Below are 14,337 nucleotides of genomic sequence, written 5' to 3' on the forward strand. Positions count from 1 at the left end.
CCCCCAGCCACATCCGCACAAGGGCCTACAGATCAGTCGACCAGGTCGGCCAGCTCGCCCAGGCACAGCTCGAAACTCACGCCGCGCATCTCGTAATCGGGCTGGTGCTTCGTGCTGATCATCGCATTGCGCACGAACTCGCCCGCCAGCCGCGCCGCCCCCGGCAGGTCGAGGCCGGCCATGACGCCGCCGATCAGGGCGGAGGCGAAGGCGTCACCCGTGCCGTGGCACATGTACGGCAGCTTCTCGTGCACCAGTTCCACCTTGGCGCCCACGCCTTCGTCGGCGCCGGCCACGAAGTTGCGGATGCGGCCGTCGCCATGGTCGATGCCCTTGAGCACGACATTCCGGGCGCCCAGGTCCAGCAACGCCTGCAGCAGCGCGTCGACCTGCGCGTCGGACAGGTCGTTGCCCAGGTATTCGGTGCCGGTGAGGATCGACGCCTCGGTCAGGTTCGGCATGAGGATGTCCGCGCCGTCGGCGAGTGCGCCCATCGCGTCGCACAGCTCCTGCGTATACGTGGCGTACATCTGTCCGCCGTCGCCCATGACCGGGTCGACCAGGCGCAGGGCGCCGGGATGCTCCTCGTACAGGCGCTGGATGATCGCCACCTGCTCGGGGGCGCCCAGGAAGCCGGAGTAGACGCCGTCGAGCTCGACGCCTTCCTGCTGCCAGGCATCCAGGTAGCCCGAAAGCATGTCGGTCGTGTCCGTCATCGTGAACACGGGGAACTTGGTGTGTGCGGAGAACAGCGCGGTGGGTACGGGAAGCACGTCGCAGCCCGCCGCCGACAGGATCGGGATCGCGGCGGTCAACGAACATTTGCCGTAGCCGCACATGTCGTGCACGGCGGCGATGCGGGGGATGTAGGTTCGGTTGCGTTCATACAGCACGGTGCTCATGGTCCATGGCCTCCTGTGTATCCGATGGCCGCCGGGCTCGCCGGCGGCGCGTTTCCTTCATCTAGAACCATACGGTTGCGTTGCCCCATCGGCGTGTCGTGCGCGTGGTGCGTTCGGGCTGCCGGGCCTCGTGCCGAGCCGCGATAAGCAGGTATAGGCAATGCCGATAACGCCGGGCTTGCCAGGTGCTTGCGGCACTCGGTAGGGTCGGTGCCATCGTCACCGACACCATCGTCACCAAGGAGGCACCATGGGCGCACAGGACCGCACCGGCTACCGTTTCGAGACCCGGCAGCTGCACGTAGGACAGGAGCAGGCCGACCCGGCCACCGACTCCCGTGCCGTCCCCATTTACCAGACCACGAGCTATGTGTTCCACGACTTCGACCATGCGGCCGACCGCTTCGCCCTGGCTGACCCGGGCAACATCTACGGACGCCTGACCAATTCGACCCAGGCGGTGTTCGAGGAACGCATCGCGGCCCTGGAAGGCGGCACGGCCGGCCTGGCCGTGGCCTCGGGCGCGGCGGCCGTGGAATATGCGGTGCGCAACATCACCCAGTCCGGCGACCATATCGTCGCCGCGAAGAACATCTACGGCGGCACCTACAACCTGCTGCGCCACACGCTGCCGCGCGACGGCATCACCACGACCTTCGTGGACGTACAGGACCCGGCCGCCTTCGAGGAGGCCATCGAAGAGAACACGAAACTCGTGTACTTCGAGACCTTCGGCAACCCGAACGCCGACCTGCCCGACTTCGAGGCGATCAGCGGGATCGCGCACCGCCACCACCTGCCGGTGATCGTGGACAACACCTTCGCCACGCCCTACCTGTTCCGCCCGCTGGAGCACGGCGCCGACATCGTCGTCGAATCCGCCACCAAGTTCATCGGCGGCCACGGCACCACGCTCGGCGGCGTCATCGTGGAGGGCGGCTCCTTCGACTGGTCGGCGGTGCCGGGCAAGTTCCCCACCTTGACCGAGCCCGACCCCTCCTACCACGGCCTGCGCTTCCACGAGGCCCTGGGACCCACCGCCTTCGTCACGCGCATCCGGGCGATCCTCCTGCGCGACACCGGCGCGACCCTCTCGCCGCTGTCCGCCTTCCTGCTGCTGCAGGGCACCGAGACCCTCTCCCTGCGCGTGGAACGTCACGTGGCCAACGCGCTCAAGGTCATCGAATACCTGCGGACCGTGCCCGAAGTGCGTTCCATCTCCCATCCGTCCATCGAAGGACGCCCCGACCACGAACGCTACCTGCGCTACTTCCCGGAGGGTGCCGGCTCCATCTTCACCTTCGAGATCGAAGGCGGCAAGGATGCGGCACGCACCTTCATCAACCACCTGGAGCTGTTCTCGCTGCTGGCCAACGTGGCCGACCTCAAGAGCCTGGTGATCCACCCCGCCTCGACCACGCACGCCCAGGAAAGCGCCGAGGAGCTGGCCGAGCAGGGCATCACGCCGGGAACCATCCGCCTGTCCGTCGGCACCGAGCACATCGACGACATCATCGCGGACCTCGAACGCGGCTTCGCGGCGTTGCGCACGCCCGGCGGGGAGTGACCCGGCCTGCGGACGGTGCGGCGACTGGCCGTGGGCGAAAAACGGCAGCTGCTCTGCTATAACTGAACCCAGAGTCTTTCTTCCCGAATCATGATGGAGAATGGTGTGGGCGACATTATCACCGTGATGAACCTTGCATGGCAGTACGCTCCGGCCACGCAAGCCACGGAACCGGTCCCGGGTCTGCGCAATATCAACTGCTACGTTTCCCGGGGAACCCTCACCGGCATCGTCGGACCCACCGGGTCGGGCAAGACCACCTTCGCCAAGACACTGATCGGGTTGATTCCCCATTGCACCGCCGGCACCATGAACGGCTTCGCCCGCGTGGCCGACATGAACGTGAAAAGCACCTCCGTGTCCAACCTGTCCACGCACATCGGCTACGTCGGGCAGGACCCGCGCACGCAGATGACCAGCGCCACCGTGCACGAGGAAATCGCCTTCCCTCTGGAAAACCGCGGCATCGACGGTGAGGAGATCCGTGCACGCGTCGAGGAAGTGCTGGACGAGCTGCATATCGGACACCTGCGGGACCGTGCCGTCGACACGCTGTCCACGGGCGAGGCGGAACGCGTCGCCATCGCCTCCGCCATCGCCCCGCGGCCCCAAGTGCTCATCCTCGACGAACCGATCTCCCCGCTGGACCGCGAGGGACGTGACGACCTGGTCCGGGTCCTGGCACGCATGCGTGAGGAGGAGGGAACCACCGTCCTCCTGGTCGAGCAGGACACCGACATCCTGTCCAGGCACGCGGATGCGGTGTTCCTCATGGTGGATGGCGAGATCATCCGACGCACCACGCGCGACATCTTCGCCAGGGAGGGTGCGCTCCTCGAATCCGTCGGCGTCATCGTCCCCTCGGATGGAGGGCGCGACCTGTCGATCGGGCCGGCCACGCCTGCCGCGGCGGCCGATGCCGCCGTCGTCCTCGACCATGTCCGCTTCTCCTACCCCCACGCCACGGCCCATGAACGTACCCCGCTCGAGGACGTCAGCCTGACGGTGGGGCAGGGGGACTTCATCGGCATCACGGGCCCCAACGGCTCGGGCAAGTCCACCCTGGTGCGCCTGCTCAACGGCATCCTGCGACCCCAGGCGGGCAAGGTGACGGTCGGCGGTGCCGATGTCACGTCGCGTAGCGTCACCCAGATGGCGCACCAGGTGGCCTTCGTCACCCAGGATCCCATGAGCATGCTGTTCGGCGGCACCGTGCACGAGGAGATCGCCTACGGTCCGCGCGCCCTGGGATGCGACGAAGCGACGGTCGCCTCGCGCGTGGCGGCCATGGTACGGCTGTTCGACCTCTACGGCGTGGAGGACGTCCCGGCCCGCACCCTCAGCAGCGGCGAGCAGCGCGCAGTGGCGCTGGCATGCGCCCTGGCCATGGAAACCCCGGTGCTGGTGCTCGACGAACCGGTCGTCGGACTCGACCAGCGGCTCAAGTCGCGGTTCCTCAACACCATCGCGGCACGCAACCGGCAGGGCACGACCGTGGTCATGGTCTGCCAGGACACCGACGCCATCGAACGGTACTGCACGCATGCGGCACGTCTCGACGAAGGACACCTGGTCGCCTACGGCACGGTCCGGGGTTCACGGGAGCCCTTCGTGGACCCATCGTCACGACAGATGGGGGGAATGCAAGGATGAGTGCCGGATTCTACGCTCGCGGCGACGGCTGGCTGCACCGGCTCGACACCCGCGTCAAGGTGTTCCTGTCCCTGTGCCTGGTGGTGTGCTGCGCCATCTGGGGCAACTGGATCTTCCTGGCAGCCGTGCTCGTGGGCATCCACGTGGCCTTCGCCACGGACCGCACGCCATGGTACGCAGTGGGACGGTGCTGGGCCGGCCTCGGGCCCGTCTTGGCCATCATCGGCATCTGCCTGCTGTTCGGACTGTCGGACGTCGGCGACGACGTGGCCTGGCAGGTCGGCGGCTGGCGGGTGACGCTCCAGGCGCTGGCACTCAACGGCACCGTCCTGCTCAGGATCGCCGACATCGTCCTCGCCGTCCTGCTCACGCTCGTGACCACCAGCGACGAACAGTGGACACGGGGACTCAGTGCGCTGCGCGTACCGTACCGCATCATCGCCAGATGGCTGCGGGCGCTCCACGAGATCCCGGCGGTGTTCGTCAACGCCCGCCGCAGCCGTCTCATGCTGTCGGCACGTGGCGCCTCCCTCGGCGTGACCGCGCGCATCCGCGCCTGGGTGGAGGCATGGCAGACCCAGGCGGAACGCAACGACGCCGTCGAACAGGCCATGCGCACCCGCGGCGTGTTCATGGACCGCCACGGCGCCCGGCGTACCCTGGCGAACCCCGCGCACATGCGTGCCGCCGACTGGGTGACGTTGTGCCTGACACTGTTGGCGCTCGCCGGCGTCATCGTCATGATGGCCTTCGGCTGGTAATCCGCCGGTTCCGCGCGGCGAGGGGCCCTCATCCTCAAGGATGAGGGCCCCTCGCCGTATCCATCCGGCGCACGATGCCGCCCCACGTCGCCCTTTCCTAAGGTGGAACCATCAGGCAATCCCGTGGGCCGCCCCACGGGACCGACACATGAGGAAAGGAACCAGCATGTCTGATGCGTCCCAGCCCACCCCGCACCCCCACGTCGACCAGGGGGCTCCTGCAGCGATCGAAGCCGTCGACCTGGTGAAGGACTACGGCACGGGAGACAGCGAGGTCCATGCCCTGCGCGGCGTGAACATCGCCTTCGAACAAGGCCGTTTCACCGCCATCATGGGCCCTTCGGGCTCGGGCAAGTCCACGCTCATGCATACCATGTCCGGACTGGACAAGGCCACTTCGGGCCACGTCCTCTTCCAGGGCCATGACCTGACGGGCATGGGGGACAAGGAACTCACCCTGCTGCGCCGCCACGGCATCGGCTTCATCTTCCAGAGCTTCAACCTGCTGCCCATGTTCAGCGCCCGCCAGAACATCCTCATGCCCCTCACCCTGGCCGGGGACAAGCCCGACCGGGCCTGGTTCGACCTGCTGGTCGGTACGCTCGGCATCACGGACCGCCTCGAGCACCGCCCCAACGAACTGTCGGGCGGCCAGCAGCAACGCGTGGCCATCGCCCGCGCACTCATCGGTAAGCCGGCACTCGTCTTCGCCGACGAGCCGACCGGCGCCCTCGATTCGGTGGCCAGCGCCGAAGTACTCGGCTTCCTGCGCAACTCGGTCAAGGAACTCGGCCAGACCGTCGTCATGGTCACCCACGACCCGATGGCCGCCTCCTACGCGGACCGCGCCATCGTCTTCTCCGACGGTCGGATCGCCGCGGACGTCGACAACCCCACCGCCGAACGGATGAGCGAACTGCTCATGCAGGAACGGGCACGTGCCACGCAGGCCGGCGGCAAGGTGCCGCTGCCGCCGCGCAAGGCACAGTGGACAGCCGGATACCAGGCATGACACGTCCGACGAACCGCACCGCAAGCACGACAAGAGGGAAACACTGATCATGTGGTCAATCACCAAGCAAATGATGAGGAAGAACCTGCGCATGCTCATCCCCGCAGGCATCGCGATCCTCATCGGCACCGCCTTCATCGCGGCGACCCTGCTGTTCTCCAACGCCATGGGCAAGTCCATGCGCGACCAGGTCACCGCCCAGTTCGGCGACTCCAACTACGTCATCGCCGTCGACGGCACCTCGCCCGACGCCGACCAGGCCTACGACACCCCTTACGGCAAGCTCGGCATGGACCGGATCGAGGCCATCGACGGCGTCGAGGCCGTCCGCCCCGACATCCAGCGTTCCGTCACCCTGAGCATGGGCGAGCGCAATGTGTCCGAAGCCGTAATTGCCACCGCCTCGGACGCAACGCTCCTGCCGGTCGAGGTCACCGAGGGCGCGGCGCCGAAGCCGGACGCCACGGATGAGGTGGCCATTCCCGCCAAGACCGCCGCGGAGTGGGGCGTGCACGTAGGCGACACCATGCGCCTGCTCTCGCAGATGTCCGGCGGCAGCACCGGCGGTGAAGGCCTCGACGTGCGCGTCGTGGGCTTCACCGCCGACCCGTCGGGCGCCTTCAGCTATTACGGCGGCGCCACCATTGCCTCCGACGACGTGATCGCGGCCCTGTCGGACGTTCCTTCGGTGGATGACCTGACGGTCGGCTCGGTCTACCTGCTCCTCGACGACGGCAAGGCGGACAGTGCCCTGGCGGCCATCAGGGCGGACCTGCCGAAGGGCTTCGAAGTGAGGTCGCGCGCCGAGATGGCACAGGAGATCATCGAGGCCATGGGCAACGACTCGGACATCACCCGCAACTTCCTGCTCGCCTTCGGCGTCCTCGCCCTCGTGGTGGCCGCCCTGGTCATCGCCAACACCTTCCAGGTCCTCATCGCCCAGCGACGCCGCACCCTCGCCCTGCTGCGCACCATCGGCGCCACCAAGCGCCAGCTGTACGCCTCGGTGCTCCAGGAAGCCTTCCTGCTGAGCGCCGTCGCCTCCCTGCTGGGTGTCGCTGCCGGCATCGGGCTCATGGCGGCCACCTCGGCGGCAGGGCTGGGTGTGGAAGGAAACAGCATCCACATGCCGCTGGTGTTCACCTGGCAGGTGGTCGCCCTGCCCATGCTCTTCGGCATCGCCATGACGGTCCTCGCCTCCATGGGCGCCGCACGCATGGCGACCGGCGTTGCGCCGCTCGAGGCGCTGCGGCCCCTCGAACTGTCCAACCAGCGCAAGTCGAGGATCGGCAGGGCCGTCATCGGCCTGCTGTGCCTCGTCGGCGGCACCGGCCTGGCAGTGCTCGCCCTCCTCATCAACGAGCGCAAGGCGGACATGGCACTGCTCGCCGGTATCCTCGGCTGCGCCATGGCCTTCCTGGGGGCGGCGCTGACCGCACTGTTCTGGATGCCCTGGCTCATGCGCGGCGTCGGCGCACTGGCGGCCCTGTGCGGACCGTCCGCCAAGCTGGCGGACGCCAACATCCAGAAGAACCCGCGCCGCGTGGCCGCCACCGGCACCGCGCTGCTCATCGGCGTCACGCTCATCAGCACCCTCGCCACCGGCGCCACGGATGCGAAGGCCACCATGGCCAAGACACTCGATACCCGCTACAGCGTGGACGTCGTCGTCACGGCGGAGAACATCCCTGCCTCCGTGCAGACGCAGGTCGCCGCCTTGAAGGGCGTGGAACACAGCATCACCGCACCCGTCGCATCAGGCCATCTCACCGACGCGGACGGCAAGGAAATCCAGGCGACCATCATCGGCGTGCCCGACGGCCAGGCGCTGTGCTCCGTGCTGAACACGGACCTCGGCGACGTGACGCTGGGGGAGCATGACGTGGTCGTGCAACGCTACGACCCGGCAACGGGACGGCAGCTCAACTTCTCCGACACCGTCGATGTGACCGAGACGACCGCGGACGACGACGGCACCACCGTCGACGCCGGCCACGCCGACCTGCACGTGGAACAGCGTGACTTCAGGAGCGTCACCGATGGCAATGCCGCCGCCTTCGTCAACCAGGAGCTCTTCGAGAACGGCACCTTCCAGGCCGAGTCCGCCATGATGCTCCTCAAGGTGGATACTGCCTCCGCCACGCTGTCCCAGACCGTCGACGGGCTGACCAAGGCATTCGAAGCCTACCCGGGCGTCAACCTGGGCGGCCCCATCCTGGAACGCCAGCAGTGGGAAAGCATGGTCAACATGATGCTCACCCTCCTGGTCGCACTCCTGGCGGTCGCCGTGATCATCGCGGTGATCGGCGTGGCCAACACGCTGAGCCTGTCCGTGATCGAACGCACCCGCGAATCCGCGACCCTGCGCGCCATCGGCATGACCCGTGGCCAGCTGCGCGCCTCGCTGTGCATCGAGGCGCTCGTCATCGCCACCGTCTCCAGCGTGGTCGGCATGGTGCTGGGCACCCTCTTCGGCTGGGTCGGCATCACCTTGGTGATGACCCAGATTGGCGAAGTGGTGTATGCCATCGATTGGACCACCTACGGCATCATCCTGCTGCTGTCCATCGCCTGCGCCCTGCTGGCCAGCGTCTTCCCGGCGCGCCGTGCAGTACGCACCCCGCCCGTGGAGGCATTGGCGGAAAGCTGACGGTGCAGCCACATCCCAGGCACGACGGCCGAGGGGCCGCACGGACCTCAAGTCCGTGCGGCCCCTCGGCCGTTTCCATGCCGGCTACACCAGGTGGTTCTCGTAGGCGAAGACCACTGCCTGCACCCGGTCCCTGGCATTGATCTTCGCCAGGATGTGCGCCACATGTGTCTTGACCGTGGGCAGGGAAATGAACAGCTTGTCGGCAATCTCCTGATTCGACAGGCCATGCGCAATCTCGACGAGCACCTCGCGTTCGCGTTCCGTGAGCGACTCCAGCTCCGGGTCCCGGTACCCGCTGTCCCGGGGTGCCTGGTCGGGGGCCGCGAAGCCGGGCCGCATCATGTTCTCGATGAGCCGCTTCGTGGCCGTCGGCGCGATGATGGCATTGCCCTGCCGCACCGTGCGAATCGAGTTGAGCAGGGTCTCGGGCTCGGTGTCCTTGAGCAGGAACCCCGAGGCACCGGCCTTGATTGCGGCCATCACATACTCGTCGAGGTCGAAGGTGGTCAGGATGATCACCCGCGTGGGACGCCCGCCGTCTCCCTGACGCGTGATGTGCCCGGTGGCGGCGATGCCATCCATGCCCGGCATGCGCACGTCCATGAGCACGATGTCGGGATGCAGACGCTCCACTTGCGCGATCGCCTGCTCGCCGTTGGAGGCGTGCCCCACCACCTGCATGTCGGGCTGTGAATTGATGACCATGGTGAAGCCGGCGCGCACCAGTTCCTGGTCGTCGGCGATCACCACGCGGATACGTTCGTTGGCAGTCTCGTCCATGCCCTCCACTGTAGCTGCACCCCGCCATCGGCGCCATGGCCGCCCACGGGCCACGTCCCGCTCAGCGGTCGGCAGTGTCCCGGGTACCCGCGACCGGGGACAGGGGCATCGTCAGGTGACGGTCCGTGTCCTCATGGTCGTCGCTGGTGCCGGTCTCGCGCAGCACCTTGAGCAGGGTGCGCATCCGGGCCAACGCGGCACGGCCGCGTGCGGCGATGGCGGCGAAGGCGTCGCCGATCGACTCCGGCGTCGGCGTGCGCCCCCGGCCCAGCTGCCCGTGGATCTCCTCCAGCTCCGCGCTGGTCTGGTCGATGACCATGCGCAGGGTGTCGCTCACCTCCTGCTGGATCTCGGCACTGATGCGGTCGCGTTCGCGGTTGGCGGCGGCGATGCGCTGCTTGTCGACTTCGGCCTGCATGGCTTCGGCGCGTGCCTGCAGGATCTGCGGGTTCTCGCCGCGCTGCTTCGCCCAGGCGCCCAGCAGCAACGCGATCATGCACGCCATGGCGGCCGCCAGGCCGATCGAAATGCCCGAATTCCTCGCCATGGCCGCATCCATGTACGCCTGCATGTCCACGTGGTCGTAGAGTACGGACGCGAAGCGACGCCCCAGCAGACGGTCCAGGACGGTGGCATAGCCGTATTCGGACAGGGCCACCTTCACGCCGGTCAACGCGGACAGGGCCAGGATGGTCGGCACGAGCCAACGCCAGGTGCGGCCGCGCCCGTAGAGGGACGCAGTATAGATCGCCAGCAGCGCAAAGACGTCCGCGGTGTACACGCCCGGCAGCACCAGCAGCTGGAGCGCGACCACGGCGGCGAAGCAGACGGCCACGGCACGGGGGAACCGGCGGCGCAGGCACAGCGGCGCCATGAGCAGCAGCGTGACGGCCACCATCCACCGCCCCTGGCCAGATGCCTGGTCCGGGTCCACGACCAGGAACAGGGACAGGTCGTGGACCAGCAGGAACGCCGTCAGGAACGCCACCATGATCGTATCGGCAAGGACATAGTGCCGTTCCGTCCACCGCGACAGGCGCGTGACCCAGTTGTCATGGTCGTCGTCGCGTGCCTGAGCAAAAGGCTGCGAGCGCAGCTGGGCCACCCATTGGGTCCAGCGGTGTTCCTCCTGAGGCGATGCCGCCTCCTGCCGGACCTGCGGTGCGGCGGCATCGTCGTCCGTGGCGGCAGCGGCAACGGGATCGTCAGCCACTGCTTCCTGCTGACGGTCCGCAACGGGGGCGGATACCGCGGCGGGGGATGGTGCGACAGCTCGTGCACGCCCCGGTTCGTCGCTGCCGTAGGGCAGGTGCGCCGTCACCGTGAAGCCGCCGCCGATGGCCGGGCCGGCTGCGACGGTGCCACCGGCGGCCTCCACGCGTTCACGCATGCCGGCCAGCCCGAAGCCGGGGGAGTGGCCGTCCAGCGCGGCCGCGGCCCCCCGGCCGTCGTCCGCCACGGTGACGGTCACGCCGACGTCGTCCCAGCATTCACGGACCTGCACATACACGTGGCGGCCGGCATACTTGCGTATGTTCGTCAGCGCCTCCTGCACCACGTGGTAGAGCGCCGTGTCCGCCTCCTGCGACAGGCGCTGCGGCTGCGGGGTGCCCTCCGCCTCGTGCGAGAACGCCGTGTCCGGCGACGCCTGCCGTGCCTGGTCGAGCAGGAGCGGCAACTGCGCGGCGCCAGCGCGCGGGGAGCCGCCGAAGACGCCGAGCAGCCGCTTCATGTCGTGCAGGGCATGCTCGGACTCGCTGCGGATGGTCTCCATCGTCTCGCAGGCCATCTGCGGGTCATGCACCGTGGCGTAGCGGCCGCCGTCCGCCTGCACGATGATGATCGACAGGGTGTGCGCCACCACGTCGTGCATGTCCCGGGCAATGCGCGCACGTTCCGCGGAGGCGGCGATGCGCCGTTCCTCGGCCTGGCGCGCCTCGATCGCCTCGTTGCGCTGCGTGAGCAGGAGCACCGTCTGCCGGCGTGCGCGCTGCCAGAACGCCGCCACGGCGACCATGGTCAGCGCGATGCCGAAGAACACGGCCATGCCCAGGAATTCCGCCACGACATTGACGGCGCACCCCGAGGTGACCACCAGGCCATCGGCGTTCCAGCCGCACGAGGACACGGTGCCCATGCCGTCATGCAGGCCGCGCAGGAAGTCGGACAGCGGCGTCATGAAATTCGACATGGCGACTTCCAGGGAGGCGACGGCATCCAGCACGACCGCCCACAGCAGGTAGCGCCGTGTCAGCGCCACCGGGCCGTAGACCAGGGCCGCGTACAGCATGGGCAGTGCCATGACGTCCGCGACGGCCAACGAAGGGCCCACCACCAGCTGCGCCACCGCCACGACGAGGAACAGGCGCACCGCCAGACGCGGCCGCACCCGGTGCAGCGCGTACGGGGCGGTCAGCAGGATCGACCATGCCATCGTGGCATGCGACGGCCAGGAGAACAGCAGGCCCGTCTCGTTGAGGAAACCCGGTCCGTACAGCGCCCACAGGCCCATGAGCGCCAAGGCCACCACGCCGTCGACGAGCACCGTGCGGTGGCGCCCCATCCATGCGTACAGCCGGGACAAGCGTGAAGGGATCATGCGCACGAGCATACCCGGGTGCGCCGCCCCACGGCATCGGCCATGAGGATGAACCCTGCCGCATGCCGCTGTCGGCACGCCGGACTGGAATGGTCCCAACGACGCCGTACCCGCATCTGCCCCAGGGAGGAACGACCATGGCCATGCTCGCCGACTACTACGTGCCGGGACTCTACGTCCAGGACCATTCCATCGAAGTGCCCCTTGACTGGCACGGCCACGTGCCCGGCCAAGGCTTCGACGGCCGCCACCTCGCCCTGTTCTACCGCGAGGTGTGCGCCCCCGACCGCATCCACGACGACCTGCCGCTGCTGCTGTTCCTGCAGGGCGGCCCCGGCGGCGCCTCGCCGCGGCCGCTCAGCCCCGACTCCGACGGCTGGATCGCCGAAGCCGTCAAGCACTTCCGCCTCATCCTGCCCGACCAACGCGGCACCGGCCGTTCCAGCCACGTCGACGGTTCCCTCATCGGCGCCATGGAGGCACGGGAAGGCGCCTGGTACCTCAAACGCTTCCTCGCCGACTCCATCGTGCGCGACTTCGAACACCTGCGGCGCACGCAGTTCGCGGGACGGCAGTGGGTGACCCTCGGCCAGAGCTACGGCGGCTTCCTCACCCTGAGCTACCTCTCCCTGTTCCCCGACGCCATCGCCGCCGCCTTCACCACCGGCGGCATTCCGCACGTACCTGCGGACGCCACCGAAGTGTACGAGCACACCTTCCCGCGCATGCAGGCCAAGACCGAACGGTTCTACGCACGCTACCCGCAGGACCGCGCACGTGTCGCCGCGCTCGCGGACAAGCTCGCCGACGGCGGCGAGCAACTGCCCAACGGCGACCCCCTCACGGTGGAGCGGCTTCAGACGCTCGGCTCCTCCTTCGGCATGAAACCGAGCTTCGAACGCGTGCATTGGCTGCTCGACGGTGCCTTCGCCGCCGGCGACGGCACCGCGGATGCGTCGTCCCCGATTGCCGACGACTTCCTCGCGGATGTCGTCACTGCCACGGCCTCGCATCCACTGTACTGGCCGCTGCAGGAATTCATCTACGCCGACGGCGAGCTGGAACGTCCCATCGACTGGGCAGCCCAGCGTGTACGCGACACCATGCCGCAGTTCAGCGTCGACGCCCGGCCGCTCCTGTTCACCGGAGAGGCCGCCTTCCCCTGGATGTTCGAGCAGGAGCGCGCCCTGCAACCCTTCCGCGGGGCCGTCGACCTCATGATGGCGGACACGCACTTCGGGAAGATCTACGACGCCGGGCGGCTGGCGCGCAACGACGTGCCGCTGCAGGCCGTCGTCTACGTGGACGACATGTACGTGGACAGCACGCTCAGCCTCGACACCCTGGCGCATGTGGGCAACAGCCATTACTGGGCCACGAACGAATTCGAGCACGACGGCGTGCACGGCGGCAAGGTCTTCGCGCATCTCTACCGCAAGGCGCTCGACCGCGGCGACCTGGCCGCGCTGCAGTGAGCCGCCGCGCGCATGCGCCGGGCGACGCTGGTATGCTCGGCGGTGCACCATCCAACCTTCCTTTCCGTATACGAGGAGCGACAGTCCTATGAACGAATCACCCACCATCGGTTTCATCGGCTTCGGCAACATGGGCGGCGCCATCGCGCAGGGCCTGATCGACGCGGGCGCCGTGGAAGGCGCGCAGGTCGTGGCCTGCGCCGCACATTACGATCGGCTCGCGGCACGTGCCGAAGCGCTGGGCGTGCGCGCCGTGCGGTCGGCCGCCGAGGTCGTCGATGCGGCGGACGTCGTCATCGTGGCCATCAAGCCCTACCAGATCGAGTCGGTGCTCGCGCCCTTGGCAGGCGCCCTGGCCGACGCCGGCACGATGGTGGTGTCCATCGCCGCCGGCTGGACACTCGACACGTACCGGCAGGCCTTCGGCGAGGCAGGGGAGCGGATGCACCTGCAGTGCACCATCCCGAACACGCCCATGGCCGTCGGCAAGGGCGTCCTCGTCACCGAGGACGTCGACAGCCTGACCGACGGGCAGCACGCACTGTTCGAGCGGCTGTTCGGCTCCATCTCGCTCATCGAACGCGTCGACAGCGCGCACATGGGCATCGCCATGTGCGTGGCAGGCTGTGCGCCGGCCTTCACCGCCATGTACATCGAGGCACTGGGCGACGCCGGCGTCAAATACGGACTGCAGCGCGCCACCGCCTACCGGCTGGCCGCGAAGATGGTGGAAGGCGTCGGCGCGCTGGCCATCGCCACCGGCGAGCACCCCGGCGCCATGAAGGACGCCGTCTGCTCGCCCGGCGGCACCACCATCAAGGGAGTCGCCTCGCTCGAGGACAGCGCGTTCCGCGGCGCGGTGATCCGCGCGGTGGACGCCATCGAACAGGGCTGAGCCGCGGTAGCCGGCGGCCGTATGCCGAGGACTTTGGTCA

At 68.2% G+C, this 14,337-nt stretch carries 10 protein-coding genes; 7 read left to right on the forward strand and 3 right to left on the reverse strand.

Features of this window, described 5'->3' with window-relative positions; translation table 11 throughout:
* Positions 1 to 32: 32 nt before the first annotated feature.
* Positions 33 to 902 carry a bifunctional hydroxymethylpyrimidine kinase/phosphomethylpyrimidine kinase gene (locus BCUN_RS00975; RefSeq protein WP_033515041.1) on the reverse strand — a complete coding sequence of 290 codons (870 nt, stop codon included), beginning with the start codon at positions 900 to 902 and terminating at the stop codon, positions 33 to 35.
* Positions 903 to 1,152: 250 nt separating this feature from the next.
* Here BCUN_RS00975 and BCUN_RS00980 point away from each other — a divergent pair, with 250 nt between their 5' ends.
* From BCUN_RS00980 to BCUN_RS01000, 5 genes are all read left to right on the forward strand, one after another.
* Positions 1,153 to 2,469: an O-acetylhomoserine aminocarboxypropyltransferase/cysteine synthase family protein gene (locus tag BCUN_RS00980; protein WP_033515043.1), complete on the forward strand. Its 1,317-nt coding sequence runs from the start codon at positions 1,153 to 1,155 to the stop codon at positions 2,467 to 2,469.
* Between the two features lie 105 nt (positions 2,470 to 2,574).
* The gene (locus BCUN_RS00985) at positions 2,575 to 4,122 is read left to right on the forward strand and encodes an ABC transporter ATP-binding protein (protein ID WP_160257618.1); all 1,548 of its coding nucleotides are present in this window, start codon (positions 2,575 to 2,577) and stop codon (positions 4,120 to 4,122) included.
* Positions 4,119 to 4,883 (forward strand): energy-coupling factor transporter transmembrane component T family protein, encoded by a 765-nt coding sequence (locus BCUN_RS00990; RefSeq protein WP_033515044.1) that lies wholly within the window; start codon positions 4,119 to 4,121, stop codon positions 4,881 to 4,883. The genes BCUN_RS00985 and BCUN_RS00990 overlap by 4 nt, the downstream gene beginning before the upstream one ends.
* Positions 4,884 to 5,049: 166 nt before the next feature.
* Positions 5,050 to 5,895: an ABC transporter ATP-binding protein gene (locus BCUN_RS00995; protein ID WP_051920409.1), complete on the forward strand. Its 846-nt coding sequence runs from the start codon at positions 5,050 to 5,052 to the stop codon at positions 5,893 to 5,895.
* Between the two features lie 49 nt (positions 5,896 to 5,944).
* The gene (locus BCUN_RS01000) at positions 5,945 to 8,545 is read left to right on the forward strand and encodes an ABC transporter permease (RefSeq protein ID WP_033515046.1); all 2,601 of its coding nucleotides are present in this window, start codon (positions 5,945 to 5,947) and stop codon (positions 8,543 to 8,545) included.
* Between the two features lie 84 nt (positions 8,546 to 8,629).
* Here the strand turns inward: BCUN_RS01000 and BCUN_RS01005 are convergent, their stop codons facing one another.
* Together BCUN_RS01005 and BCUN_RS01010 are read right to left on the reverse strand one after the other, a co-directional pair.
* On the reverse strand, positions 8,630 to 9,328 hold the full coding sequence (locus tag BCUN_RS01005; RefSeq protein ID WP_033515047.1) for a response regulator: 699 nt from the start codon (positions 9,326 to 9,328) through the stop codon (positions 8,630 to 8,632).
* A gap of 61 nt (positions 9,329 to 9,389) precedes the next feature.
* Positions 9,390 to 11,927 (reverse strand): ATP-binding protein, encoded by a 2,538-nt coding sequence (locus tag BCUN_RS01010; protein ID WP_160257619.1) that lies wholly within the window; start codon positions 11,925 to 11,927, stop codon positions 9,390 to 9,392.
* 137 nt (positions 11,928 to 12,064) lie between these two features.
* Between BCUN_RS01010 and BCUN_RS01015 the strand changes: the two genes are divergently transcribed.
* Positions 12,065 to 13,402 carry an alpha/beta fold hydrolase gene (locus BCUN_RS01015; RefSeq protein ID WP_033515049.1) on the forward strand — a complete coding sequence of 446 codons (1,338 nt, stop codon included), beginning with the start codon at positions 12,065 to 12,067 and terminating at the stop codon, positions 13,400 to 13,402.
* An 88-nt stretch (positions 13,403 to 13,490) separates the two neighbouring features.
* Positions 13,491 to 14,297 (forward strand): pyrroline-5-carboxylate reductase, encoded by an 807-nt coding sequence (gene proC / locus BCUN_RS01020; protein ID WP_033515051.1) that lies wholly within the window; start codon positions 13,491 to 13,493, stop codon positions 14,295 to 14,297.
* Positions 14,298 to 14,337: the final 40 nt, after the last annotated feature.

Origin of the sequence: Bifidobacterium cuniculi (assembly GCF_000741575.1) — a bacterium.
GTDB classification, from domain to species: Bacteria; Actinomycetota; Actinomycetes; order Actinomycetales; family Bifidobacteriaceae; genus Bifidobacterium; species Bifidobacterium cuniculi.

Coding starts and splice junctions, on each gene's coding strand:
- proC (WP_033515051.1), top strand. CDS start 13,491: ATGAACGAATCACCCACCATCGGTTTCATCGGCTTCGGCAACATGGGC.
- BCUN_RS00975 (WP_033515041.1), bottom strand. CDS start 902: ATGAGCACCGTGCTGTATGAACGCAACCGAACCTACATCCCCCGCATC.
- BCUN_RS01015 (WP_033515049.1), top strand. CDS start 12,065: ATGGCCATGCTCGCCGACTACTACGTGCCGGGACTCTACGTCCAGGAC.
- BCUN_RS01000 (WP_033515046.1), top strand. CDS start 5,945: ATGTGGTCAATCACCAAGCAAATGATGAGGAAGAACCTGCGCATGCTC.
- BCUN_RS00995 (WP_051920409.1), top strand. CDS start 5,050: ATGTCTGATGCGTCCCAGCCCACCCCGCACCCCCACGTCGACCAGGGG.
- BCUN_RS00990 (WP_033515044.1), top strand. CDS start 4,119: ATGAGTGCCGGATTCTACGCTCGCGGCGACGGCTGGCTGCACCGGCTC.
- BCUN_RS01005 (WP_033515047.1), bottom strand. CDS start 9,328: ATGGACGAGACTGCCAACGAACGTATCCGCGTGGTGATCGCCGACGAC.
- BCUN_RS00980 (WP_033515043.1), top strand. CDS start 1,153: ATGGGCGCACAGGACCGCACCGGCTACCGTTTCGAGACCCGGCAGCTG.
- BCUN_RS01010 (WP_160257619.1), bottom strand. CDS start 11,927: ATGATCCCTTCACGCTTGTCCCGGCTGTACGCATGGATGGGGCGCCAC.